The sequence below is a fragment of the Trichococcus sp. genome, from assembly GCF_055118575.1.
The window spans coordinates 38028-63635 of sequence record NZ_JBSQPW010000007.1 but is presented as its reverse complement, the minus strand read 5'-3'; the positions used below and the strand labels follow the sequence as shown (position 1 = coordinate 63635).

Genomic DNA, 25608 nt, shown 5'->3' with positions numbered 1-25608 from the left:
CAGATAAAAAAGAAAAGCCGCAAACACTTTGAAAACGAGTGTTTTGCGGCTTTATAACCATTCTATTTTTCGGAATTCTTCAGGTACAGCACCGTTTCCTTGTCGGAAGCAGTCGGTAAAGCAAAGGTAGTCTTGTATTTTTCATGTCCTTTGCCGGTCAGCAGGATCCAATCGCCTTCTCGAGCATCACTCACGGCCGTTTGGATTGCCAATGTCCGGTCCATCAAGACATCGATTTGATGCATCCCAGCAAATTTATGCTGATATTCAGCATATTCCTGCCTCATCGTTTCTTCCGGAATGCTGTTCAGATCGTCGGTCGTCAAAATCACACGCGTACTCTGACCTGCCGAAGCCGCAATCATTTCATCCCGCTTCGACGCATCGCGGTTGCCGCGAAAACCAAAAATGTGCGTAATCCTCTCCGCACCATCCATGTGCATCGATTTCAGAATCGAGCTGACCGCTTCCGGCGTATGCGCGTAATCGATGACACAGTGGGCTCCGTTTTTCAGATGGACGATTTCATACCGCCCCGGCACGCCCGAAAATGAACGCATCTGCCTCGTAACATCCGCCAGCGGATAGCCAAAATCCTGAATGACCGCACCCGCCATCGCAATATCATAGAGATTGTGTTCACCAGGCATATGCGGATCCAGCACCGATACCTCGCCGGAAATATCCAACGTGACAGCCTGATTGGTCATCTTTTTGATGGAAAGATTCGCATCTTCCTGATGACCCACAGTAATGACCGCTATCCCCTTTGCGATCAAGCGCTCCGCCAGCTTCAAGCCCCAGGTATCATCGGTATTGACGATCGCTTTCCCATCCAGTTTCAGCTTATCGAAAAGCAACGCCTTGGCTTCAAAATAAGCCGCCATTGTTTTGTGGTAATCCAAATGGTCGTGCTGCAGATTCATGAACAGGGCATAGTCGAAGGCAACACCCTCCAGACGGTATTGTGTCAACCCATGCGAAGAGACTTCGATGACGACAAAGTCATCCTGCGAAGCCGCGATCAGTTCATGAACCTTTTCGGCATTCGGTGTCGTATTCGGCGTCGGATATTGGATACCGTTGATTTCATTGTAGATGGTGCCGATCAGGGAAACGTCAAACCCTTGCTGCTCCAACAAGTGTTTGAGGAAAAAAGCAGTCGTCGTCTTTCCGTTCGTGCCGGTGATGCCGATGACGCGTTTCCTTCCGGAAGGATGCCTATAGAATTTATCCGCCAGCTGCCCCAGCGCTTGGCGACTATTGGTGACTTTAAGGTATGGAATCGGTAATGCCTCTGGATAATCGTGTTCGCCGACGATCAAAGCGGCCCCTTGCTCGATTGCATGTGGGATATAATCATGCCCATCCTGTTCAAAACCGGCGATGGCGACAAATACCATTCCATCCGTGATGTCCTTGGAACTATCGGTAATGCCGGTGATTATTTGTTCTCCATCCCACTTAGGCTGCTTTCCCAGCTGGCAATCAGACAGCATTTCTTTCAGTTTCATGGAATTACTCCTTTACTGAGGTTTCTAGCGGGTTTCAGTATACTTTTGAAATGCGAAGTTTTTGTGAATTTTTGTAAGAAACACGCTTTGCTTTGTATAGGATATACCATCTCGGCGTTTTTCGATATTATTATGTTGCAGAAATTTTCAGTATCGGACCAAAATATTATGGTATCCAAGTATACCTTAACTCTCTGAAAGAAAGGCCCATCAGGCTTTTTGCGCATTCAGGATTTCCCAAACGACCGTAACGGTATCGCTGTTGCTGATGTCTTCCGGCTCAAGATCGATCATTGGGGCACTGTCGTAGACCATCTGAGATGAGGCTGCATAGACACGGGAACGCACTTCGATTTCGCCCCAATCGTAATCGATTGCCAAGATTTTCCCGAGCATGACACCGCCAGCCGCAGCAAGTATCTGGGCTTTCTCCTTGGCGTCACGCACGGCATCCTCCAGCAAGGCTTGCTCGACAGCCTGGCGATCCTTCAGGAAAAAATAGACCGAAAATTCCGGATCCGCTTCGCAGATCGACAACGCCAAAAGAATTTCGCCAAGGCGCTTGCTGTCGTTCGCAAAGGTGATCTTCAGGTCGTTCCGGTAGCGGTAGCCGAGGAAGTAGCGCTTATTTTCGCCGCGGAAGTCGTTCCTGTGTTCATAAGCGCTGTCGATTGAAAAGTGTGAGGAGCGGATTTCCTTTTTTGGGAATCCGAGCGGCAACAAGGTTTCCCGGACTTGCTCCAGCGCCAAAGCGGCATGCTGCATCGCCAATTCGTACGTATCCTTGATATCCTCCAACTGCAGTGAAATGGCGATAGTATCAGGTGGAGCGCTGGCGAAACCTTTGCCTTTAACAGTCATCCTTGAAATTTCCATGTTGGTTGCCCCCTTTTTGAATGGATCTGCTTCAGTTTCCTTTAGATTAGCACTAAGAGAGCGTTTGCGCAAAGGTTCAGGACTGATTACCGGAAAGAAACTAATACTGGCAGCGAATTGAGTTTGATAGCGCACTTTCAGGTTCATGACAGCTGGTACCGCATTCGCTTGCCTCAAAGGCAGACACCTGCGGATTTTTCCGGATAAACCTCTGTTTCCCGATATCCAATCATTTTTCATCGCAAGTTTCCTACTATAATAAAAAAAAACAGCCGTTCAAGACGACTGTCGGGTTTCTGTTGCACTCTGTTTCTTTGACGCGAACCGATCAACCATTTTGCGCACGCCATAAGTTAAAGGAATCGAAAGGTACAATGCTACCTCCAGGCTGTGCATGAGGATGAATTCCGCGGCATTGATCGGGACAGGAAGCTCCATGCCCAAATGATACAACTGATAGGCTTGCTGCGCCTGCAACCCAGCCATCGCCAAAAAGAAGGCACTGCCCCAAAACGGCCGGCGTGTATACAGATCAAAAAACGCGTGCCGATAAACAACGTTGACTGCAAAGAACACAGCACTGATCATAATGATACTCTTGATAGCATTTTGGTACGAAATTCCTCCAAGTCTACCTTCCGGCATGGAAGTATAAACAATGAGCAGGGCAGCCATCAAAAGCATACTGTAGTAGCCGAATTGATACCTTATCTTTTTCTGATTATCGTCATAGAATTTCAAATTCATCCCTCCATAGGGTATGCAATACGAAAATGCCTTTGCCTCATTACCGGCAAATATTTTTCGAATCTATGCTTCCTCGAATTTTTTTACCAACGCTGTCATCTCTTGCTCCAGCATATCGATTTCGCAATAGGCAAGTTTCGGATTGTTCGCGGCGAAATAGCGGTAAATCTGATTCACGCGTACGCGGAATTGTTTTGGGCTGATCGGCAACTGGTTCGCACGTTTTACGCTGCCCTTTTCATTCAAAAGGAACTGTCGGTTCAAAGCATAGATGACCTGAACCCAGGAACAAGCCGCGTGGAAGAAGCTGCCGCTAGCGTAATGAATATCACCTTGCATGGCGGCGTGATGGCCGGATTCAACCGCCCTTGCCGCCTCCTTCATGAAATAAGCAATCGTCGCCTGGCGCATCGTTTCCGGATAAGCCCCTTGCATCAAAAGCTTTTCCTTCAACTTTGTAATCGGGCGGTCCGGCGTTTCCCAAAGAATCCTGCCATAATGAATTTCAGCGGCATAGCTGCTGTTCACAATGCCGAAAGGATAACCGTTCCCGTGTTCGATCTTTATTTTTCCTTCAAGGCAGTCCCCGATAGCCTGTCCCACACGTCCGCTTTCCCTTATACCGTAATCGATCGGCGACCCGGCGTCCGCCAGCTGGCTGATGACCTGATCCAAATCAGGATGGAGCGAGTCACTGGCGGCATAGTACAGGAGGATTGCTGCTTCCATGCTATTGCCTCCAGCTCCGCTACCCACGATGCCTTTTAATCCAGGAATGCTCTTTAGCTTGCTCACGATCTTCTCTCTGTTGATTTCATTCACGCATGCCACCTCACATTTTTCTGATGGAAAACCTTGTCGGAATGGCCGGTTAAAAAATTTTCCAGCCCCACAATCACGGGATCCGGCCTTTGATCATGCAATCTAATTACTTTTATCCTATCATTTTTGAGCGATTGTAGCAATTTTGATAATGTGCTCCTCATCCTAATAACGCGCAGTGGGAACAGAACTCAAACACAGATGTGGATTCCCATTCCCCTTGTCTGCCTTTCAAAAACATGCTATCATACTATCTATACTAACGGGAATGAATGTCTCCCGAAGCAAATCGCTTAAACCGCTTATACAAGCTGATGACTTCTGCGCAATAGGCGCAGTCTGTCTTCGGCTTTTTTAGTGGCAAAAATTTGGAGGTGCAGCTTTTGATATACAGTATCGCGCTAATTCTTATCCTTGGTTTTCTTCTCAGTTCGCTCTTCACCCGGTTCCAACTGCCCGGCTTGTTGGGATTGATTTTGACCGGCATCCTCTTGGGTCCCTATGGAACGGACCTGATGGCGCCGGAATTGCTGGCCATTTCGGCGGACATCCGCAAAATCGCTCTGATTGTCATTCTCGTGCGCGCAGGTTTGACCATGGATTTGGGCGATCTCAAAAAAATCGGCCGTCCTGCTGTACTGATGACTTTTTTGCCTGCAACATTTGAAATCCTGGCGGTCACGCTCTTGGCCCCGAAATTGTTGGGCATCACTTTACTGGAGGCTGCCATCCTCGGGGCTGTCCTTGGAGCTGTTTCGCCGGCTGTTGTCGTCCCGCGCATGATCATGTTGATCGAGAGCGGCTACGGCAAAACTAAAGGGATTCCGCAGATGATTCTGGCGGGCGCATCCGTCGATGACGTCTATGTCATCGTCCTGTTCACCTCGTTTATGGGTATGTACACAGGCAGCGGTTTCCAGGCAATTACGCTGCTTTCCGTTCCGGTTTCGATTGCGTTGGGCCTGCTCGGGGGTCTGTTGGTGGGTCTGGGTCTGGTATTTATCTTCCGGACGTTCCATATCCGCGATACGATGAAAGTCATGCTCGTGCTGAGTGCTTGCTTTCTGCTGGTTACGGTGGAGGATGCCTTTGCCAAATTCATTCCGTTCTCCGGACTGCTGGGCGTTATGGCCGTCGGAGCAACATTACTGAAAAAACGTCCGGAATTGGCCAAACGTCTCAATGATAAATTTTCCAAGATCTGGTCTGCAGCAGAAGTCTTCCTGTTCGTATTGGTAGGTGCGGCCGTAGATATCACGGCCTTGGGCGGCGCCGGTTTCGCGGCCGTCGCCTTGATCTTCGGCGCTTTGTTTTTCCGGATGCTGGCGGTTTTTCTGGCGGTTTCAGGCACAAACCTGAACACAAAGGAACGCATCTTCTCAGCGATGGCTTACACGCCGAAAGCAACGGTCCAAGCGGCCATCGGATCCATTCCTTTAGCTGCCGGAGTCGAAGCGGGCAGCATCATTTTGAGTGTCGCCGTCTTGGCGATCATTCTCACCGCGCCGATCGGAGCCACCTTCATTGACCGCACCTACAAGACTTTCCTGACCAAGTAAAAAATCGAGGTGCCTGTCCATCATCGGACAAGGCTCCTCGATTTTTTTATCTTTTCTGCATAATGTAGAAGACATAGTTGTAGTAAGCACTGTATTTTTCGAAATGCTTCATCTCCTGACGGTTCTCTTCCACTAAAGCTTTTGCGTCCTCGCTGTGGCCATGCCTTTCCAGGAATGCCGCTTCATTGGTTTCGTAATAATGGTAGTAGTGGGCAGTCCAGTCCGATTCGGGCAGAACGAAATGCGCCACCGGAATGTAGCCTGCATCCTCCGTTTGGGCAATCTTTTCGGCGATCGTCCCCATTTCCGGATAAACTTCGGTCCAATACTTATCCACAAGCTGCGGCCGTTCCGGCGTCAGCCAAGAGATTTCGGAGGCGACCAAATACCCGTCCTTTTTCAGCAGCGGCCGCCATTCCCGGATGCCTCTGGAAAAACCGATGTTGTAGATGGCACCTTCCGCCCAGATGACGTCCAAAGATTCGGGAGCGAAAGCAAGCTGTTCCATATCCATTTGCTTGACCGTCAAGCGGTTCGTGATGCCTTGCTGCAGGGCTTTGTGCTTGAGTATGCTCAAAAACTCCTTGCTGCTGTCGACTGCAGTGATGTGGGCCGGCGTCTGTTCGCTCAGCACCATCGTCTGTGCGCCGGTTCCGCAGCCTATGTCCAGCAATTGCGCCTGCAGGGTCAATTGCGGCAGAAATTGCAGGGCTTTGATGGTGCTCTGTTGGCTACCGGGGCCTTGGCGCGGGTTATTTTTGTGAAAATCGATGATCAAATCCGATGATTCCATGAGTTTCCCTCCTGATCTTCGTCTGTCATGACTGTCAGCTACAGGACTCACTGCCGTTCGCCGACGACTGTGTAGCGTTGCCTCAGATGCCGTTGTCTTTCGATTTCATCCACAAGCGCAATCGCATAATCCGCGTAACTGATGTAACTCTCGTCTTCGCTGTTCAGCAGCAGCGTTTCAGCCCCTTCTGCGTATTTCCCGGTCCGGTTGCCGTTCGGGTCAAAATAAGCGGATGGCGATAGATAAGACCAATTGACCTTGCTTTCCTTCAGAATGTTGAGTGCTTTGGCCATATTCGTTGCAGTTGGTTTGAAAGCCTCGGGAAAATTGGCCGTTTCCATTACCCGGATCGTTTTCCCGGGATCCGCGTAAAGGCTGCCGGCACCACCTACGACAATCAAACGCGTTTCCGGCAGGTGCTCCAGTTCATCGATTAAGGACTGTAGCGAGGTGACATGCTCCTCTTCCATCCCCGCCGGCGCATTGAATGCGTCCACAATCACATCGAACCCTCTCAGATCTTCCACCTGCACATCGAAAATATCCCGCTCCAATATGGCTATCGCTGTGTCTTCGAGCTTGGCGGGGTTCCGGATGATGGCGGTCACCTCATGTCCACGGGCATGCGCTTCCTCCAATATCAACCTGCCTTGTCTGCCTGTCGCTCCGATGATTCCGATTTTCACTGAAAACCCTCCGTTCTGGTACCAACCATCTTTCTGTCCCTTTCATTTTAGGATTCCGGAGAATAAAAGTAAAGCCGGACACTTATCCGGAAACGAAAACACCAGATCCCGAAAATCCATTAAAAAGCCCTGCAGCACCACGACACGGCTCTGCAAGGCTTTCACTTTTTTTATTTTTCTGTCGCAACATCTGCAATTGTGTGCGGGTAGATGTTGGCAATGACTTCTTTATCGATTTTTTTGTTGAAATAAATGCTCATGACAAAAGCAAAGACTTCCGCAATCGGAAACGCCCACCAGACCAGCGCAACGTTCCCCATCAAAGAAAGCAGATAGGCTGCCGGCAGCAGCACCACGACCTGACGGATAAGCGAGACCCATAGACTCAGGCCGCCTCTCCCGAAGGCTTGGTACACTGAACCGGAAACGATGTTGTAGCCTGCAGCAACGTAGCAGAGGCTGATGATCCGCAAAGCCGGGATGCCGATTTCCAGCATTTCAGCAGATGCATTGAACAATTGCAGAAGTGTGCCGGGCATAACCAAGAAAAGGGCAGCGCCGATGAACATGATCGCCGTCGCATATCTTTTAGACAAGCTGATGGTCTGCTTGATCCGTTCTTTTTGATTGGCACCAAAGTTGTAGGCGATGATCGGAACCATCCCATTGTTCAGACCGAAAACCGGCATGAAGATGAAACTCTGCAGCTTGAAGTAGACACCGAAGACAGCGGTCGCAGTAGGGGTGAAACGGATCAGGATGTTGTTCAGGCTCAAATTCAGGAAGGAACCTACAGCTTGCATCAAAATCGAAGGCCCCCCGATGGAATAGATTTTCTTGATCGTTTGCATATCCGGGCGGAACCCTTTGAACGATAAAGTGATTTCCTTATTGAAGCGAACGTTGAAAAAAAATGCCAGTGAAGCCGCGGCTATCTGTCCGATAACCGTTGCGATCGCAGCGCCCCTTGTCCCCATCGCCGGAACCCCTAACCAACCAAAGATGAAGATCGGATCCAAAATGATGTTCAAAATCGCTCCGGTTGCTTGGGTCGTCATCGTGTACAACGTTCTGCCGGTCGATTGAAGCAAGCGTTCCATGCTGACCTGCATAAAAATCCCGAATGAGAAGACGCTGATTACTTGCAGGTAGTCGATTCCGTAGGCGATGATTTCTGCATCCTTCGTCTGAAAGGAGAAATAGAGCGGAATGAAGAATAGGCCCAACGCCAAAAACAGCAGGAAATGCACAGCATTCAGGAAAATACCGTTATCGGCCGTGCTGTTTGCGGCCTCGTAATTTTTTTCGCCGAGGCGTCTGGAAACCAACGCATTGATCCCGACTCCGGTCCCGACCGCCAAAGCGATCATCAAGTTCTGCACCGGGAAGGCCAATGATACGGCAGTCAGGGCTTTTTCGCTGATCTGGGCCACAAAGATGCTGTCGACGACATTGTATAAAGCTTGCACCAACATGGAGATCATCATCGGAACGGACATGGAGATCAATAATTTGTTTACGGGCATGACACCCATCTTGTTTTCTGCCATTGCTGGCTGTTTATTTTGTTGCATATTGTTTCCTTTCCAAAAAAGTGGAGCCGTCTATTCGACGGCTCGCCTTTTTGTAGCTATAATTTTTAATTTTTCATCTGCCTCTTGGATGGGCAATTCGATTTTGGTCAAGTACTCCTGTGGAGTGTAACCTTCGCCATTGTAGTAGGTCTCATAAGAGATGCCATTCGTTTCGAAATCATGGAACTCCAGCCACTGATCCATTTCCTGGTAAATTTTCGGAATTTCATTATAGGGACCGATATGCAGGCAGGATACGCGTTTCCCTGCCGGAATGACGGACATGCGGATATCATCCTGCGAGGGCAGCATTTTTGCGATTGGATAACCTACCTCGATTTCAACATTTTGTTTCGTGAATGAGTAATAAATCGTGAAACAGGGACCTGAAGGCAGTTCTTCCAACAAATTCAGATAGGTCAGGATTTTTTCCCGGCAGTCTTCTATCTTCATTTGCATATTTTTCAGCGTCGTTTCCGTTTTGATGGAAATGATGCGCTGCTCCGGCTGATTGGTCAATGTGATTTCTGAAATTCTTCCCATTTACAGAACCCCCTCTATCAAAGCTTATGCTACACCGACTTTAGAAAACTTCAATATAAGGATAGCACACTTTTCAGAAAAAAAACGTCTTGATGCATCAAGTGTTGAAAAGTTGCCTCTTTTCCAATTGCCTCAGTTCTTCTTGAACAGTCTTGGCCAGTCCCTGATCCGTTAAGACATGCAGCACATCTCCCGTATGCATAACGGTTTTCCCGGTTGCCACCACATTCTGTTGGCCTCTGCGGATCGATGTCACCAATACATCCTCAGGCCACCGTACCTCACGGATTTTTTTTCCTGAAAAATGACTTTCGGCTCTGACCGGTAGATCAAACAGATATTTTTTGCCGTTGCGCCTGCTATCATGCGAAGCGATTAGCCTTTCCAAAAGGCTTTCGTAGATGGGGTCCACCCCCAACAAATCGGCGGTGACAAAGGCGCTGAATGAACAAATGGCTAGAGGCATCAACTGATTCATCCCGCCGACCATCTCCGTCACCAAAATGATGGCAGTCAAAGGTGCTTTTCCGATTGCTGTGAAATAACCCGCCATCGCAAAAATGATGAAATGCGGCAAATATTGCGGATCGAACGAAATCAGAGCCAAAGCCGCTTTTCCGTAGATGGCGCCTAAGATTGCCCCCAACGATAAGATCGGCAGAAAGATGCCTCCAGGAACGTTCGCACCGTAGGAGGCCATCGAAAATACAAAACGCAAAACCCATAAACCAATCAACATCCCCAAGGAGAGTTGCCAATTGCTCAAATGCAGAATCAGCTCGCTGCCTCCTCCGATGACTTGGGGAAGAAAATAGCCGATCGGGATGACCAGAACGAATGGCAAGATTGCGTTATAACTATCCGAGATGAATGGAAGCTTGCTGTACAGTTTCGGCAATAACAAGACCACTTTTGTGTAGAGCCAGCCATTCAATCCCAAAAAGATACCCAACCCAATGACCAAGCCATAGTAGGCGATCGGGATTGTGTTCATCATGCCGATGTTCAGCGCTGGGGTCAAACCGAAGATGTTCAAGGACACGAAATTTGCCACAAGCGCGGAGGAGAAAGTAGTGATGGCAAGCAAAGGGGAAAAATTATGGTGGACTTCCTCGAGGACAAACATCAAGCCAGCCAAAGGAGCATTGAAAGCTGCAGCCAAACCAGCGCCGGCACCGCTCGAAAGCAAAATTTTCTCCTCGACATCATCCCCTTTTGTGAGACTGCTGACACCTTGTCCCACTGCGGATCCCAATTGGATGGAAGGGCCCTCTCTGCCCAAGAAAAGGCCGGAGCCGATCGCCAGCAGACCCCCGATAAATTTTTTCCAGAGCACCGGCCACCAGTTAAGGCTAATAATTCCTTGTACTTGCCCCTCCACTTGCGGAATGCCGCTGCCCTTGATGTTGGGTTCGCTTTTGACAAGTTTTCCTACGATTAGCGCGGCTGCCAATGAAAAAAACACCCAAGGAATAAGCCAGATTGGTTGTTCCTGCATATAATGATAGCTTTCGACTACGCTTTCTAAAATAAATTCTATTCCTAACCTGAAAAGGCTGACAATAAAGCCGGCTGATAAACCTACAAGTGTTCCTTTCATTAGGTAGACTACGCGTTCATCAGCCATGAGCTTCCTGTAGATATCCACAGGTTATCCCTTCCTTCTGTTGTTTTTGTTTCGAAAAATTCAAAAAACCTAAAACTATGTGCATAATTTTAGGCGGTTTTGGTTTTCATCTCGCTCTACATAGTCGAACTCTGAATTGCAGGGGGTTCCGCCTAAGTTGACATTACGTCACGGCCAAAAAGCGGCCGTTCTCGTAATGTCCTCTTAGTGCTCACCCCCTACCGCAATTCATCGTATCCTACGCAAACGCGTTCTGAATCCCAGTAATCTCCGCCTAACGCTATTTAGGCCCATCCAGCCAAAACCGGGCTGGCTGTTCCTAAATTTCGTTAGTGCTCGATTCCTAGAGCGGGATTCATCTCGCTCTACTTAGTCGAACTCTGAATTGCAGGGGGTTCCGCCTAAGTTGACAACCCCACGCGGACAAAAAACGTCCGCTTTGTGTTTGTCCCCTTAGTGCTCACCCCCTACCGCAATTCATCGTATCCTACATTTTTTCTGGGGATTGGACTCCTAGGAGTCTTAGGCCTTCTTGCAGGATTGTGGCTACGGATTGGACTAATGCCAAGCGGGCATTGCGTTGGTCGTCTTCTACCAGCACTTTTGTGTTGCCGTAGTATTTATTGAATGCTTGGGACAAGTGGAGCGTGTATTTCGCGATCACGGATGGCTCGAATTTTTCGTAGGCTTGTTGGATGATTTCAGGGAAACTATTCAACAGTTTCACGACTTCCCATGCGTACGCATCATCCAAACCAAGATCAGCAGCTTCGGTCGTGTCCAGTTCAACTGCCGCTTTGCGCAGGATGCTCAAGCCACGTGCGTTTGTATATTGTACGTATGGGCCTGTTTCGCCTTCGAATTGCACGACTTCTTCCAAATCGAAGTCGAAATTGTTCAGACGGTCATTTTTCAGGTCGTGGAAAACGACGGCACCGATGCCGACTGCTTTGGCGACTTCTTCTTTATTTTCCAATGTCGGATTCTTCTCGTTGATCTGTTTCAAGGAAAGCTCGGTCGCTTCATTCAGGACTTCCTCAAGTAGGATGACTTTCCCTTGGCGCGTCGACAATTTTTTGCCGCCTTGTGTGATCAGACCGAATGGGATGTGGTGCATGTTTTCTGCCCAATCATAGCCGAGTTCTTTCAGAACGGCTTTCAGTTGTTTGAAATGGTTGCTTTGCTCATTGCCGACTGCGTACAAGGACATCGCAAAATCATAGTTGCGTTTGCGGTAGATCGCCGCAGCCAAGTCGCGGGTGATGTACAGCGTTGCGCCGTCCGATTTCTTGATCAAAGCCGGATTCAGATTGTATTTTTCCAGATCGACGATGGTTGCACCGCGGTCCTGGGTCAGGATGCCGGCTTTGTCCAGCAGCTCAACGACTTCATCCATCTTGTCGTTGTAGAAAGCTTCGCCGTTGAAGGAATCGAACGTGATTCCCAACATATCATAGATTTTCATGAATTCCTGCAGCGATTCGGAGCGGAACCACTCCCAAAGATGCATAGCTTCTGCATCGCCGTCTTCCAATTTCTTGAACCAAGCGCGGGCTTCGTCGTTCAAAGTATCGTCTGTTTCTGCTTCTGAATGGAAACGCACGTAAAGAGTCAGCAATTCATTGATCGGTTCAGCTTTGACTTTCTCTTCGTTGCCCCACAATTTGTAGGCCACGATCAGCTTGCCGAATTGGGTTCCCCAGTCGCCCAAGTGGTTAATTTTGATTGGGTTGAAGCCGACTTTCTTCATGATATTGGCCAAAGAATTTCCGATTACTGTTGAACGCAAATGGCCCATCGAGATCGGTTTCGCGATATTCGGCGAGGACATATCGATCGGAACATTGCCGCCTTTGCCGATATCGGCTGTTCCGAATGCATGCTTCTCGGCAGCAATTTCATGCAGGACTGCATTTGTAACGGCTGCTTTTTCAAGGAAAAGGTTGACGTACGGGCCTACTGCTTCTACCTTCGCAATGTAAGGATGGTTCAGTTGTGCCGCCAAATCTCCCGCGATTGCTTGCGGTGCTTTGCGCAGTGCTTTCGCCAGTGCGAATGCCGGAAATGCAACGTCCCCGTGTTCTGTATATTTAGGTACTTCCAGCAATTGGTACACTTGGTCGTAAGTTAAATGCTCCGATACCAGCTTTTGAATCTCTTCAGCAACAATCTTTTTATAGTCCATATTTTTCTGCTCCTTTATTATATGCCTCTGCCTATCCACAAGGTGAATGGATCACTTATCTTCCAGTAGGTACTGCAAATCTGCGATAACGATAAAAAAAGCCCCTATTCTGCCCTGGCAAAATAGAGACGAACATCCGTGGTACCACTCTAATTCGATAAAGCAACACAGATGGGCTCTGATTAGTTTATCCTTTTGAACCGTTAACGGGGCTAAACCGAACGACGCTACTCGCAGACTCTTTCCCGATCCGTCCGTTGAACAGAGGACCGCGCCTGTTTTCAAGTCATTTTCTCTGAAGTGCGTTTCCTTCTTCACTCCGTTGCGGGCTTCCACCTTCCCCGCTCGCTGTGAACATTGCTCGAAGTACTTTCTTCATCAATGAATGTGATTACTATCTGTATTACTATATCAAAGCCGGCCCTGTTTGTCTAATTGAATTTTTGACTTCCTCATCATTCCGATGGATTCGGCAAATGCTTCGGACGGCTCATCCAGATGCTTTCCGAGTAATCCATGAAAATTTTTCCGATCCAGGATTTTTTGCGATGCACTTCGCGGAAGCCAATCCTTTCGTAAACACTTTGAGCCCGTCCGTTACTGTCGACGACATCCAAGGCGAAGGTTTCGTAAGGTTCCGTTTCGATCAGATTGAGCAGCATCTGTCCGGCAACTCCTTGACGCCGGTCTGCCTCATTCGTCGCCACGCATTCAAAATAGAGCGTGTCATCGTCGATGGCCAGTGGCTCGCCGTATTCTTTGCGAAAACTGAAATAACCGACGTGTCCCCAGATGAACCCGAAATTAGCCAAAAAATCCTCTTTATTCACTTCCATGGCACGGCGCTGGTTGGTCGAACAACCCACCATCGCGACTGGTCGCTCGCCGTCCATCGCGACCCGGATCAGGTCCTCCTGCAGCAGTCTGCGGAATCCGCCAAGTAAGCGCTCAGTATCGCGATGCAGCACCTTCATATCCTTATAGTAGCTGGAAACGAAAATTTTTTTGACCTCTTCTTTTTGTGTTTCTGATAATTGGCTCATTTTCGCCATCGTTATTTCTGTCATGTTCTTCTTCCCTTCATGTAATCAGACTTATTTTTGGATCCGCTGCACTAGTACTGGCGGTTGTTTTCGATGAATGCTGTGATGGCTTCAACCGTCTGTTGGTGCTGCTGTTCGGCGCTGATGGATGCCGTCCCATCGCCCTTCTGCAAGCCATAATCGCCGAATTGGCCGTGATTTCCCCCATCCAGCACGATTTCCGTATAGTCAACCGGCAGCTTCCCTTGCGCTTCTTTGTAGCTTTCCCGGTTCAGAACTCCATCTTCCGAACCATAGATGGAAAGGACCGGAAACGGCGCATCGTTCAAGTCACTTGCCGGATAGGCTGCCAAGAGAATCAGGCCGGCGACTGCATCAGCTTGGTCAGCCGCAAAACCGGCAGCCATGACCCCGCCAAGGGAATGACCGGCGAGATACCAATCTTCAACTTTTTCGTCCTGTGCCATGATCGCTTCCGCCGCGTCCGCATCAAAGACCGCCAAATGGAAAGGCATTTTGGCAATAACCACCAACAAGTCCACATCGGCCAAGCTGCGCAACAAAGGCGCATAGGCTTCTGCTTCTACTTTTCCGCCCGGATAAAAGATGATGCCTTCCTCCGGATTTACTCCACTCGGCGCAAAGGTAATCGTGTCATCGGTTTCGCTAACGGTGACCGTTCCATCCGACTGCAGCGCTTCAATCGCAATCGCTGTCGCTTCATAGTAATCGTTTACGTACCAAAAGAAAGTACCTGCCACAATTGCTATCAGCAAAGCGACTCCGATCAGCACGTTACGTGTCCAGTTGAACTTTCTGTTTTTTTCCATAGTATCCTCCTTTGGGTCATGATTGCACTTTCCCGGAAACTATTCTAAAGTAATCATGATGAATGACTTATGAATTGCATCCCCCTAAGAAAGGCAGGTTAACACCATGTGGTATGATGGCATTTTTGAATCTTTGCTGGCCTTGCGCGATGAAGCACGCGCCCCCCAGATGTCGGCCTATATGCGGAATCAATTCCCGTTCCTGGGTATTTCAACGGGTCCGCGGAAAGCAGCCTATAAAAAATTTCTTACGACTGCAAAAAAAGATAAAAACGTCGACTTCGATTTCGTCGATTTGTGCTTCGAGCGAGATGAACGTGAATTCCAGTATGCAGGCGTCGATTATCTTTTGGCGATCCAAAATCTCCTCAGTCCGGAAGACTTACCGAAACTGAAGCAATATATCCAGACAAAATCTTGGTGGGATACCGTAGATGGTTTAGATGGAGTTGTTGGATCGATTGTCCAACGTTATCCGGAATGCAAGCCGATTTTGCTGGAATGGAGCGTTGAAGACAACATCTGGCTGCGGCGCGTCGCCATCGATCACCAGCTCGGTTTCAAGGAAAAGACTGATACCTCCCTGCTGGCTGAAATCATCAAGAATAACCTGAATCAAAAGGAATTCTTCATCAATAAAGCCATCGGTTGGAGCCTGCGCGACTTCAGCAAAACGAATCCCGATTGGGTGCGCGCCTTCCTTTCCGCCCATGAGGACGGCCTGTCCAACCTGAGCATCCGTGAAGGCAGCAAGTATGTTTGAGCGTTTGAGTTCTTATTCGTCGATCGGTTCGTAGGTGAGCTGCACCAAACCGGAATCGAACGGGATTGCTTTCACCAGTTTCAAAGGCAGCTCCTTCTTGCTTTCTTTGAACAGCGGAATCCCTTCGCCGAGCAGAATCGGGAGGATGGATACGGTATAACTGTCGATCAGTCCTTTTTCACGGAACTGGTCGATCGCTTCAGAACCGCCATCGATAAAGATGTCCTTGCCGGGTCTGCTCCGGAACTGGTTCAACAGTTCCTCTACCGGGCCGCTGAAAAAACGGACCTGACCATCAGGAGCGCGCTCGGTCCGGGAAAGGACATAACAATCCCTGCCTGCATGGGGGAAATCCCCACCGAAGGACAACACCTTTTCGTAGGTCTTCCGTCCCATGATGACTGTATCGATCGTTTCGATAAAAGCAGCATAACCATAATCTTCATCCGGTCTGGCGACGCTGTCTAGCCACTCGATATTCCCGTCCGAATGCGCGATGTAGCCATCCAAACTGACAGCGATATACACTTTGACTTCCCTTTTTTGCATCTGATCACCTCATTTACTTGTCTACCCTATACAGTCAACTATACGCTTGGTTGACAATCAAATAAAGATGTTTTCGTTCGGAAATGGGAGGAAAACGCAAAAAAGACGATTCTGGACGAATCGTCTTTTTTGCTTGCAGTCTCATTTTTTGGTTGACAATCGGACATTGTCTAGCTTATTACAACGTTCAACTTTGGAGCGGATAAGCCAGAATAAAACGGATGTCGGAGTTCGCCGTTGCTACTTCCTTGAACAGGCGGACCAAAGAGTTTCCATAGTCGCCGAGTTGGTTTTGAACGGTTTGTGGATCTTCCAGGATGATCATTTTCCCGGAAAAATCGGTCCTCAGACAATCCCACAAAGCATCGAGATTGTTGCCGTAATATTCGGGGAGGTGCAATTTCTTTTTCAGATAAGCATGCGTTGCTTTCCGGTCGGTCATTTTCCCGGCTTCCAAACGGATGATTTCCATCTTCAATCAATCCCCCTCCCCGTACAACTGTTCGAACGATTCGTAATGATCATCCGTGTAAAAAATCAGTCCATCATTCGAGTACACGATGCGCTCCGCTCCCCGGTAGCCACCTTCATAATCGATGTCGGCCTCGTAATAGGTCCTGCCCGATTTCTTCGGAAGCAAGCCCTCGCGATTGCCGAAGAAATCACCGCCGATGGACATCCCATCCGTGACTTCCCACAAGTTGCCTTCGGCGTTGTCCCAACCCAAATTCTCGGCTTCGTCCTTCGTCAGATAGTTGGGCGGCAACTCATTGAACTGGTGGATGTAGGCCGCCACTTCGTCTTTCGTGGAATAGGACTGCCCTTCCGTGACACCGCTGCTGGTTATTATTTCGGCCGATTCCTGCGGCTCACTTTTCGGGATAGCATCTTGGGTACCTTCTTCAATTGCTTGCGAGCTGTTGGCGGCGATGCTGATCGAAGAATCAGGTGTCTGATCCTCGAAAAGCGAATCAATCCCATTGACCGATACCGCCAGAATGATCGCCAACAAAGCGAACAAGCCCTTCAAGCCGCTTTTTAAATTTTTCATTCATTAAGCTCCTTTTTGCTGAGTGTGTTCCCCGATACGATACAAAAGGAACGCCGAAATGTCCAGTATTTACTCATAGTTTTGTTGATCCGGCACTATCCGCACCATGATTTCATTATGCCGGAAAATCGACGGCACGAACGGCGCGTTGAATGACGCCAACATATAATTCGAAGCAGGCTGGTATTTTTTCTGTTGGAGCCATTGCGTCAACTTCTCGAGCATCTCCATTTCTTTGCGGTCATTCGAATACCCGCCGTACTGGATAACCGCAAAAAGACCGCTGGCGAATTTTTTGACGGTCAACGCAGGACTGTTGGGCTGCGGAATATCCTCCCATTCCGCTTTCGGTACAACAAACGCCATCTTCGTGCGGTCATCCGAAAGCTCCTGGATTACCGGCACGGTCATGCTGATTTTTCGGTTCGCCTGATTGTCTTTTGAAATATAGCGGAACAAGGTGCCGAACCCGCTATCCACATCCGGATCAGCGGCATTGTCGTATTCTACGATGTAGAAATCCAGATATTCCCGCAACTCGAATGGCTCCTCGGATAGCAGTACTGTATATTCCGGACGCTCATATTTGCCCATGATTCCCCTTCCCCCATTCTGTTCTCTATAGCTGAATTTTACCATGATTTTCTTTTTTCGAGAAAAGATAGGATGCTCGAATGCTTTGAGGCTTGTGCTATCTCTCGACAACTGATATAAATATATTAAAGACAAATGAGAACGTTATCACATTTAAGAATGGAGGCGGAAGCCATGCTGAAAAGTTTTTCGTTGCAGGAAAAAAGTTGGATCATGTACGATTGGGCCAATTCCGCCTATTCTGTCATAATCTCCTCGGTCATTCTGCCGCTTTTCTATAAATCGATTACGACCGGGGAAGGGATTGCCCCAAACTTGGCGGATTCTTATTGGGGCTATGCGACCTCTGCCGCGACTTTGGCTATCGCATTATTCGCCCCGATCCTCGGGACGATCGGTGATTATCCGAAATGGAAAATGCGGCTGTTCAAAAGTTTCTTCCTGATTGGCGTTGCCGCAACCGCCGCGCTCAGCTTCACGGATGATTGGCGCCTGCTGCTCGCTTTCTACATGCTCACGACAATCGGTTTTTCGGGGGCGAACATTTTCTACGATGCTTTTTTGGTGGATGTCGCGACCGAGGAACGGATGGACCGCGTCTCCACTTACGGATTCGCGATGGGTTACATCGGAGGCAGCACGATACCGTTTGTGCTTTCGATACTGCTGATCATGTTCGGAGAGGGGATCGGCATTCCTAGGACGACTGCCATCAAAGCATCCTTCCTGTTTACCGCTTTTTGGTGGATTGCCTTCACGATTCCGATGCTGCGCAATGTGAAACAGCGCTATTTTGTCCCGGCCAGCGAGCACATCATCCATGACAGTTTCGCCAGACTTTCGAAAACGCTGCACCAGATCCGCAGTCACAAAAAGATGTTCCTGTTCCTGATTGCCTATTTCTTTTACATCGATGGGTTGAACACGATCATCCACATGGCCGCTGTCTTCGGTGACAGTATCGGGATTGTGTCCGATATGCTGATGGTCGCCGTGCTGGTCATCCCGATCCTGTCCTTCCCTTTTACGATCCTTTACGGGAAATTGGCCCAGCGTTTCGGCAGCAAGAAGATGATTCTGGTAGGTATTTGCATTTATCTGTTTGTTTGTCTGTTGGCTTTCCGCATGACTACCGCCATTGAATTTTGGATTCTTGCTACGCTGGTCGCCACTTCTCAAGGCGGTATCCAGGCACTCTCACGTTCCTATTTCGCCAAACTCGTGCCGAAGGAGAACGCCAACGAATATTTCGGTTTCTACAATATCCTCGGCAAATTCGCTGCCATCATGGGCCCGGTGCTCTATGCGCTCACAAGCCAATTGACCGGCGACTCGCGCAATGGGCTTGCTAGCATTTCCCTCCTCTTCATCATCGGAGGCGTGCTGATGATGCGTACTGAGGAAAATTGATTTATGCCCAAAAGGCTGATTCCCGATCGGAATCAGCCTTTTGACGTTGAAGGAATGTGTAAGATATTTTGAATCCGAAAGTACATCCAAAAATGATGGCTAGCTTCACGGGTTAGCCCTTCGGAAATTAGATAAATCTGACCCATTGCGCTCTACGATGCTCATTTGCATGGGACTCTTAGGGATTCATCCCTTAGAGCCCCAGTATAAGGTGACCACAGGGAACGTTGCGAGGCCAAATTTCCTAAATTTCTTTCAGGGCTGAACGAACCCGTTCCGCTTTTCTATTTTCTATTTCAGGATGATCTTTTCAGGGAAAGGCTGTAGTCTTGAAATGTGCCACATCTTATCGATGTAGGCTGTCGTATAGGCCTGTTCGACATCATGATAGAGGTAAGCGGCCTTATCGGTCAGTTCGTAGATGTGTCCATTCTTCCTGAGGTAGCCCAATTTCGTAGCCAAGAACAGTTCCAGTCCGAACATCCGGTTCAAGGGGGTACCGATGAGTTCCTCGAACCTGTCCGCATCAATCCGCATCGCATAGGCGCTCCAGAACAAGTAATAGACCGCCCGTTGCCTCTTGGTGAAATGAAGCGTCAAGGACGTCGGCAAAGCATCGCCCTCGACCCGCTTGATGTATTCGGGAATCGAAAACGTATTGATCTTGAAGATGTCCTTCAGTAGCGTGGTTGCGGAAACACCGAATCCGAGAAAGGCATCCCGCGTGACGGAAGAATATTTTTCGGTTTGCCGCTGCGCGAATGTCCAGACCGATGTCCGTTCGATGCCGTTTGCGTGGCAGTAATCCGTCATATGCTCCAACATCTCGCGTTTCACTTCTTCGCTCATAGGCTTGTAGGCATTGTCGGCGAAAGTGAAGTCGATGAAGGGATAAGTCGAAACTTGCGTCGCTCCACTGGCGAAGGCCGTATGGATGTCATTCGCGAGAATCGCGTCGGTCTGACCCGGGATGGCAAATATCAGGTCCACATCGACCACATCGAAGCCACTGCTTCTCACCAAACGGATCTTTTCGACGAAAGAATCGTTTCTTCTCCCGATTTTCCGTAAGCATTCTTCCTGGAAGGATTGGATGCCGATGCTCAACATCGTCACCCCAGCCTCCCTAAGTTTCTGCAGATTCCTTTCGGTGATGTCGCTGGGGTGCAGTTCCACGCCGATTCCGCCTGTTATTATAAAATACTCTTTCAGCTTCGCGATGATGTCCTTCAGATCATCCAACATCATGGCCGGTGTCCCTCCGCCGAAATAAAGACTGGTCGCCTGTTTTTCCCCGGACATTCCCTTGCAGACAAGATCGATTTCCTTCAGCAGCGCAATCTTATAGGCATCCGCCTGCGGTTTATTGTGGACCACCTTGCAATAAGGGCAGAAACTGCACAACGAACGGCAAAACGGGATATGCACATACAGCCCCAAGTCATCCAATTTTTCAAAATCCAACGTATTCTCATGGGTTCCTTCAAATACGAAAGGTTTGAATGAGCGGGTCAGGTACACCCGCAACAAGGACGTCCAACGCATAACTTCACCTCCTAAATATCTTTCAGATAGGTCCTGAGCAGATCCCCCAGTTCCATGATTCACCCTCTCCGCGCAAAGACGGTGACGACAGCCCAGAAAAGCAGATACAGGACCATCGAGACATGTGCAACCTTCAGGGCCGTTGCATCATTGATTCCTTTCCTGCCGATTATTTATTTTGTCATAGCTCATCATTGCAGCTTTCGTATCAAAATAAGTGAAGTCCCCATCGTCATAGTGCCAGACCGCCTTCAGCTCCGTCGGTTGGCGGATGCCGTTGATTTCCTTGTACCCCCCGCAGAGGGCTGACCATCTTATTTTTTCGCTTTTCCCATCCATCGTCGTGGCTTCCCGGTCATCGGTCGTGAAGGCAATCATCTCATCATCTTCATTGAACGTGAAGACACCTTCCGCACTGATTCCGTGCGCCGTGATCACCGCTTTGGCATGATGTGCATCGATTGCTTCCCAACGGATGTAGTCCTGAAGGGCCGCATTCGGGACGAAGAGGCATTCGGACAGGAACGTCACCAAGCTGGCCTTATCCATCGCTTCTCCGTCAATATCGAAGAGGGTGATTTTTTTTCCGATGATTCCTTTCATGGAGCCTTTTCCGTCGATATAGGCATCCACACCTTCGAAGGGTACGCCGTATATGGAACTGTCGATGTAGGCGATGCGGTCGGGACCGTCCACAAAATTATATTGCGTATAAGCAATCTTGATGGTCTTTTTCCCCTTTCCGAGTGAAAAGTCTACATCCGGAAAAACTCCCTTCATGCAGGCCATTTTGGGTTTTCCGAGATAACCACAACGGCGCAGGTGGCGTCGGACAGGGCCCGGCAGCGTCGCAATATCCGCTTCCGTGAAGCTCCCCTTTGCCAGCTCCGTCTCCTTCAACAAATCCTCCGCCAAATCGGTGAATTCCCTGGTGGCTTTGGAAGGCGCCTTTCGCAGATAGGCATGCACAACTCCGGCAGTCCCGAGCAAGACCCCAGCTACTGCAATGATTTTTTTTATCTCCATCATTTTCTATTCCATCCTTTCAAAATCTCTCAAAATTGTTTTATTATTTTCTCTGCAGAATCACTTCTTCACAGCTCTTATATAGAAATAACGCTTATATCCAGAAGTACTTGACGTCGCATCAAAAATGAACTTTTGGTGTACTTCCAACGAAACAGATTGACGGCAGCAAGCAATATGGATATAATCACCCTGACATTATTTTCTGATTTGAAATCAAAGGAGAACGAACTACTAATGAAAAACGCAACAAACACACAGAACAACACGATCGTCAGCTTGAAAGAATTCACCGCTAATCCAGCGCCGCTTGGCCTGTTGGGATTCGGTATGACTACTGTATTGTTGAATATTCACAATGCAGGTTTCTTCCCGATGAACACAATGATTTTAGCTATGGGTATTTTCTTCGGCGGTATGGCGCAAGTCATTGCCGGCATCATGGAATTCAAGAAGAACAACACTTTCGGCGCAACTGCCTTCACTTCTTACGGCTTCTTCTGGCTTTCCCTTGTCGGAACAATCGTTATGCCTGGCCTTGGCATGGGTGAAGCGGCATCAGCTCAAGCGATGGCTGCTTATCTGTTCATGTGGGGACTGTTCACATTGGGTATGTTCGTCGGGACGTTGCGCATCAGCAAAAACCTGCAGATCGTCTTCGGCTCTTTGACTTTGCTTTTCTTCCTGCTGGCTTTGGGAGATTTCACAGGCAATGAAATGATTTCAAGAATCGCTGGTTTCGAAGGTATTTTCTGTGGATTCTCAGCAATCTACGGCGCTTTGGCTCAAGTCCTGAACGAAGTATATGGTGAAGAAGTCCTGCCAATGGGCAATGTAACGACTGTCAAAAAAACAGCAAAAGTCGAAGTAGCAACAAGCAAATAAGAAAATATGAAAAAACGGGCGCTATGCAATAGGATTGCACAGCGCCCGTTTTTTGCCTTATCGGTGGCGTCCCTCGAATATCCGCCGAGGAGTGTCATTCGAAGTCAGCAGCAATCTTTTTACGGGGCTGGCTTGTGCAACCTGACCTAAGAATGCGCCTACTGATTTGTCCTGAATAATGTCTGATTTGATTGTTGTTTGCTGCGTCCAGTTGTACTATCTGTTGACGATCCGGCAGCAATGGATCCTGGCGGCTTTCTTCTTGCCCTCTTCAATTTCCTGATCGAAGGCCGCCCTTTCTTCCGGCGTCAAGTCGTTGATTGACAAGAAACTCAGATTGGACAATCTGTATGTTTCCTTCACATCGCTGTCGTTTCCGAAGGCCGTCGCTTCAATGTTATTCAGCACCTTATCCGGGTTGCCGGCTCCTATCGCCTCCAGGTTTTCTTTGTTCTGCTCGGAGAAACGCATCGCCAAATCGAGTGTCGTCGTCTTGTAGACGGTGCTGCCCATGAAGGTGACACGCGTCAGATATTCATTCGTGCCTTCGTTGTAAAGGATGTATTCTTTTGCTTTTGTCTGTTCCATTGTTAAGTTTTCCCTCCAAAAATACCGGTCACCGCTCCCGGAATACCGTTTTGTTTGCATTCCCATTATAGACCATCCACTCCGCTTTTCACATACCCGCAGCAAGGGTTTGCCGGTTCAGACCGGTTTTTTGCTGTTTTTGTAGGCATCGTGGAAGCCTTCGAGCGAGTCCAGCAGGAAGATGAACAGGAAGACCGCTTTGATCGAATTGAAGGCGGTATTGAGTACCCTTTGCCCGTCCGTGGCTTTGGCTATTTCCGTGACAAGCTCTGGATTCAGAATCGCCGTATCCTGAAGGATGAACCATAACAACAGAAACGAAAGGATATTCAACATCAGATTGGCTGTCGCGACCGGATACGTCCACTTCCTGAAAACGAGCTTGCTGGCGGAAAACAGCAATTGCAGTACCAACATGCCGTTGATGTAAGGCAGATAACTGCGGAACACTTCCTGATTCAAGATCGGAATCATTTCCTGGATGCTGCCCTCCAGCGTATAGTAGACTCCCAATAGATGGCTGTATTGGTTGACGAGGACGAGGAAAAGCACCGTGAAGATGATGCCGATGATGACCCCGACTCTGCTGAACGGTTTCTGTGGCGCTTCCTGTTCGGGCAGATCAGCCAGACTCCAGTCCTCCTGGATTTCCGTCAGGATTTTCTGTTTCGCCGTCTTTTCCATGATGGCGAACACGAGCGTCACCCAACCGAAGGCACCGATAGCCGCACTGAGCGCGGTCGCGAAACTCTGCCCCAAATACCCCAGCAGTCCCCCGCCATTCACGATGAAATCGACAGTATTCCCGATCAGCGTGCCGATGACTGCCACCATCATGACGATCTTCACGATCAAAATGTAGGTGCCGTACAGTTCCGGTCCGATCAGATGGGGCGCGTCCTTCAGCTGTCTTTCCGCCAAAAGCCTTGGATTCCCCAGCCCCCTCAACACTTCGCGTTCCGTTTCTTCGGAAGGATCGCCGCGTTCCTGCAGCCGATCCGCGATAATGCGGCGCATGGCACTTTCCACCTCATTTTTTTCGTTGGGCGGGATATGTTTCAGGCCGACCGCGATGTACCTTTCCTGCAAGTCCATTTTTGTCCCTCTTTTCTTTTCATCCCTTGACTACAGCGACGGTCTTGAGGCGGCGGACCGGTTCGACGAGATCCAGTTCCTGCGAGAGCACAAAATCGATGGCTTTGTAGGCAAAGCGCGATTCAGTGCCGACGTCGGTCCGTTTGGCTTTCGCCAGGAAGACGCCCAATTCCCTCAAATCAAGGATAGTGTCCTGCACGCTGAACTGTTCTCGAGCATCCAAACGGCTCATGCGCCTGCCTGCTCCGTGCGAACAGGACAGGAAGCTTTCCGGATTGCCCTTGCCTTTCACCAGATAGGAATAGGTCCCCATCGCGCCCGGAATGATGCCCATTTCGCCCGTCCCGGCGCGGATGGCGCCTTTGCGGTGGACCCAAACCTCTTTGCCATAGTGTTCTTCCAGTGCGGCATAATTGTGGTGGCAATGGACGGCATCCGACAAGTTGACATGGTTGATGCCGGCATACTTTTTCACCCAGAGTCGGACGATATCGAGCACTCTCTCCATCATCTGGTTGCGGTTTTCTTCGGCAAAGTCCATCGCCAATTTCATCCAACGCAGATACAGTTTCCCGAGTTCGCTTTCTGTTGAAAAATAGGCCAAATCCCACTCGGGGGGAATCGGCGATTCTTCCTGCCTGTTGATTTCTTTGGCCAGATTGTTGAAATAATGGCAGATTTTGAAGCCGAGATTGCGCGACCCGGAATGCAGCATGATGCCAAGCTTTCCCTGATCGTCCGTCTGCAGTTCGATGAAATGGTTGCCGCTGCCGAGCGTGCCGACTTGATAGGCGGCATCGTCCAGTTCCTTCATCAATTCCTGCGGCATTGTTTCCTTTTCCACGGTTGTCATGCCCTCAAGGAAGCGGGCGACCGATTCGCATTGCTGTTTTTTCTTATGGTGTTCGAAGCCGGTCGGAATATTCCGCAGGATGTCGCCCGCGATTGCCTGGGCCAGTTTCCCGTTCGGCGTCTCGATTTCGATCAGCCGTTCTACCGGAACGTTCGTCTGGACAAAGCTCATCCCGCAGCCGATATCCACCCCGACCGCATTCGGAATGATGACCTTTTCGGCAGCGATGACGCCCCCGATTGGCATGCCATAGCCGGAATGCGTATCCGGCATCAATACAACCCATTGATACAGAAACGGCAAATTCGCCAAATTCTTCGCTTGCTGCAGACAATCCTCGCCTATTTGTTCCTCATTCTCCAGCCACACCTTGATTGGCCACTTCTGTTCTTCGGGATTGAAGATGGTTATCATCTGATTGATGCCCCTTTCTGGATGGCTTACCGCATG

General features: G+C 49.1%; 25 protein-coding genes, 1 riboswitch and 1 other annotated feature. Of the genes, 4 read left to right on the top strand and 21 right to left on the bottom strand.

Annotation, left to right across the window (positions count from 1 at the left end; genetic code table 11):
- Positions 1-62: 62 nt before the first annotated feature.
- From ACTCCX_RS03215 to ACTCCX_RS03200, 4 genes are all read right to left on the bottom strand, one after another.
- A complete protein-coding gene (locus tag ACTCCX_RS03215; protein WP_463274708.1) occupies positions 63-1514 on the bottom strand; it encodes a UDP-N-acetylmuramoyl-L-alanyl-D-glutamate--2,6-diaminopimelate ligase in 1452 nt (483 codons plus the stop codon).
- A gap of 210 nt (positions 1515-1724) precedes the next feature.
- On the bottom strand, positions 1725-2390 hold the full coding sequence (locus ACTCCX_RS03210; protein WP_463274707.1) for an SIMPL domain-containing protein: 666 nt from the start codon (positions 2388-2390) through the stop codon (positions 1725-1727).
- Positions 2391-2666: 276 nt separating this feature from the next.
- Positions 2667-3131: a hypothetical protein gene (locus ACTCCX_RS03205; RefSeq protein ID WP_463274706.1), complete on the bottom strand. Its 465-nt coding sequence runs from the start codon at positions 3129-3131 to the stop codon at positions 2667-2669.
- A gap of 69 nt (positions 3132-3200) precedes the next feature.
- Positions 3201-3959: a hypothetical protein gene (locus ACTCCX_RS03200; protein WP_463274705.1), complete on the bottom strand. Its 759-nt coding sequence runs from the start codon at positions 3957-3959 to the stop codon at positions 3201-3203.
- 255 nt (positions 3960-4214) lie between these two features.
- Positions 4215-4290, top strand: a riboswitch (Fluoride riboswitch).
- Positions 4291-4333: 43 nt separating this feature from the next.
- Between ACTCCX_RS03200 and ACTCCX_RS03195 the strand changes: the two genes are divergently transcribed.
- Entirely contained in the window at positions 4334-5518 is a 1185-nt protein-coding gene (locus ACTCCX_RS03195; protein WP_463274725.1) for a cation:proton antiporter domain-containing protein, read from the top strand.
- A 46-nt stretch (positions 5519-5564) separates the two neighbouring features.
- Here the strand turns inward: ACTCCX_RS03195 and ACTCCX_RS03190 are convergent, their stop codons facing one another.
- The 8 genes from ACTCCX_RS03190 to ACTCCX_RS03155 form a co-directional block, all read right to left on the bottom strand.
- Positions 5565-6311: a class I SAM-dependent methyltransferase gene (locus tag ACTCCX_RS03190; RefSeq protein WP_463274704.1), complete on the bottom strand. Its 747-nt coding sequence runs from the start codon at positions 6309-6311 to the stop codon at positions 5565-5567.
- 47 nt (positions 6312-6358) lie between these two features.
- A complete protein-coding gene (locus tag ACTCCX_RS03185) occupies positions 6359-6997 on the bottom strand; it encodes an NAD(P)-dependent oxidoreductase (RefSeq protein WP_463274703.1) in 639 nt (212 codons plus the stop codon).
- Positions 6998-7167: 170 nt separating this feature from the next.
- Entirely contained in the window at positions 7168-8571 is a 1404-nt protein-coding gene (locus tag ACTCCX_RS03180; protein ID WP_463274702.1) for an MATE family efflux transporter, read from the bottom strand.
- A gap of 30 nt (positions 8572-8601) precedes the next feature.
- Positions 8602-9114, bottom strand: coding sequence for a GyrI-like domain-containing protein (locus ACTCCX_RS03175; RefSeq protein WP_463274701.1), 513 nt, complete (start codon positions 9112-9114; stop codon positions 8602-8604).
- A gap of 97 nt (positions 9115-9211) precedes the next feature.
- On the bottom strand, positions 9212-10741 hold the full coding sequence (locus ACTCCX_RS03170) for a ClC family H(+)/Cl(-) exchange transporter (protein WP_463274724.1): 1530 nt from the start codon (positions 10739-10741) through the stop codon (positions 9212-9214).
- A gap of 487 nt (positions 10742-11228) precedes the next feature.
- Complete coding sequence (gene argS / locus ACTCCX_RS03165; RefSeq protein ID WP_463274700.1) at positions 11229-12926, bottom strand: arginine--tRNA ligase; 1698 nt, start codon at positions 12924-12926, stop codon at positions 11229-11231.
- Between the two features lie 121 nt (positions 12927-13047).
- Positions 13048-13317 (bottom strand) — a binding site (T-box leader).
- 64 nt (positions 13318-13381) lie between these two features.
- Positions 13382-13993 carry a GNAT family N-acetyltransferase gene (locus ACTCCX_RS03160; protein ID WP_463274699.1) on the bottom strand — a complete coding sequence of 204 codons (612 nt, stop codon included), beginning with the start codon at positions 13991-13993 and terminating at the stop codon, positions 13382-13384.
- 47 nt (positions 13994-14040) lie between these two features.
- Positions 14041-14799: an alpha/beta hydrolase gene (locus tag ACTCCX_RS03155; protein ID WP_463274698.1), complete on the bottom strand. Its 759-nt coding sequence runs from the start codon at positions 14797-14799 to the stop codon at positions 14041-14043.
- Positions 14800-14905: 106 nt separating this feature from the next.
- On the opposite strand from ACTCCX_RS03155, the gene ACTCCX_RS03150 reads away from it, so the two are divergent.
- Complete coding sequence (locus tag ACTCCX_RS03150; RefSeq protein WP_463274697.1) at positions 14906-15562, top strand: DNA alkylation repair protein; 657 nt, start codon at positions 14906-14908, stop codon at positions 15560-15562.
- Positions 15563-15574: 12 nt separating this feature from the next.
- Here ACTCCX_RS03150 and ACTCCX_RS03145 read toward each other — a convergent pair whose 3' ends face one another.
- The 4 genes from ACTCCX_RS03145 to ACTCCX_RS03130 form a co-directional block, all read right to left on the bottom strand.
- Positions 15575-16111, bottom strand: a complete 537-nt coding sequence (locus ACTCCX_RS03145; RefSeq protein WP_463274696.1) for a dihydrofolate reductase family protein — start codon at positions 16109-16111, stop codon at positions 15575-15577.
- A gap of 187 nt (positions 16112-16298) precedes the next feature.
- Positions 16299-16583: a barstar family protein gene (locus ACTCCX_RS03140; protein WP_463274723.1), complete on the bottom strand. Its 285-nt coding sequence runs from the start codon at positions 16581-16583 to the stop codon at positions 16299-16301.
- 6 nt (positions 16584-16589) lie between these two features.
- Entirely contained in the window at positions 16590-17162 is a 573-nt protein-coding gene (locus ACTCCX_RS03135; protein ID WP_463274695.1) for a ribonuclease domain-containing protein, read from the bottom strand.
- Between the two features lie 69 nt (positions 17163-17231).
- Complete coding sequence (locus ACTCCX_RS03130; protein ID WP_463274694.1) at positions 17232-17756, bottom strand: SOUL family heme-binding protein; 525 nt, start codon at positions 17754-17756, stop codon at positions 17232-17234.
- A gap of 174 nt (positions 17757-17930) precedes the next feature.
- Here ACTCCX_RS03130 and ACTCCX_RS03125 point away from each other — a divergent pair, with 174 nt between their 5' ends.
- Positions 17931-19166 (top strand): MFS transporter, encoded by a 1236-nt coding sequence (locus ACTCCX_RS03125; RefSeq protein WP_463274693.1) that lies wholly within the window; start codon positions 17931-17933, stop codon positions 19164-19166.
- A gap of 291 nt (positions 19167-19457) precedes the next feature.
- Here ACTCCX_RS03125 and ACTCCX_RS03120 read toward each other — a convergent pair whose 3' ends face one another.
- Both ACTCCX_RS03120 and ACTCCX_RS03115 read right to left on the bottom strand, forming a co-directional pair.
- Entirely contained in the window at positions 19458-20711 is a 1254-nt protein-coding gene (locus ACTCCX_RS03120; protein WP_463274692.1) for a coproporphyrinogen-III oxidase family protein, read from the bottom strand.
- Positions 20712-20858: 147 nt separating this feature from the next.
- The gene (locus tag ACTCCX_RS03115; protein WP_463274691.1) at positions 20859-21740 is read right to left on the bottom strand and encodes a DUF6544 family protein; all 882 of its coding nucleotides are present in this window, start codon (positions 21738-21740) and stop codon (positions 20859-20861) included.
- Between the two features lie 234 nt (positions 21741-21974).
- Here ACTCCX_RS03115 and ACTCCX_RS03110 point away from each other — a divergent pair, with 234 nt between their 5' ends.
- Entirely contained in the window at positions 21975-22622 is a 648-nt protein-coding gene (locus ACTCCX_RS03110) for an acetate uptake transporter (protein WP_463274690.1), read from the top strand.
- Between the two features lie 216 nt (positions 22623-22838).
- Here ACTCCX_RS03110 and ACTCCX_RS03105 read toward each other — a convergent pair whose 3' ends face one another.
- The 3 genes from ACTCCX_RS03105 to ACTCCX_RS03095 all read right to left on the bottom strand — a co-directional run bounded on the left by ACTCCX_RS03105 (position 22839) and on the right by ACTCCX_RS03095 (position 25572).
- Positions 22839-23210 (bottom strand): hypothetical protein, encoded by a 372-nt coding sequence (locus ACTCCX_RS03105; protein ID WP_463274689.1) that lies wholly within the window; start codon positions 23208-23210, stop codon positions 22839-22841.
- A 117-nt stretch (positions 23211-23327) separates the two neighbouring features.
- Positions 23328-24305 carry a hypothetical protein gene (locus ACTCCX_RS03100; protein WP_463274688.1) on the bottom strand — a complete coding sequence of 326 codons (978 nt, stop codon included), beginning with the start codon at positions 24303-24305 and terminating at the stop codon, positions 23328-23330.
- 19 nt (positions 24306-24324) lie between these two features.
- Complete coding sequence (locus ACTCCX_RS03095) at positions 24325-25572, bottom strand: RtcB family protein (protein WP_463274687.1); 1248 nt, start codon at positions 25570-25572, stop codon at positions 24325-24327.
- Positions 25573-25608 lie beyond the last annotated feature (36 nt).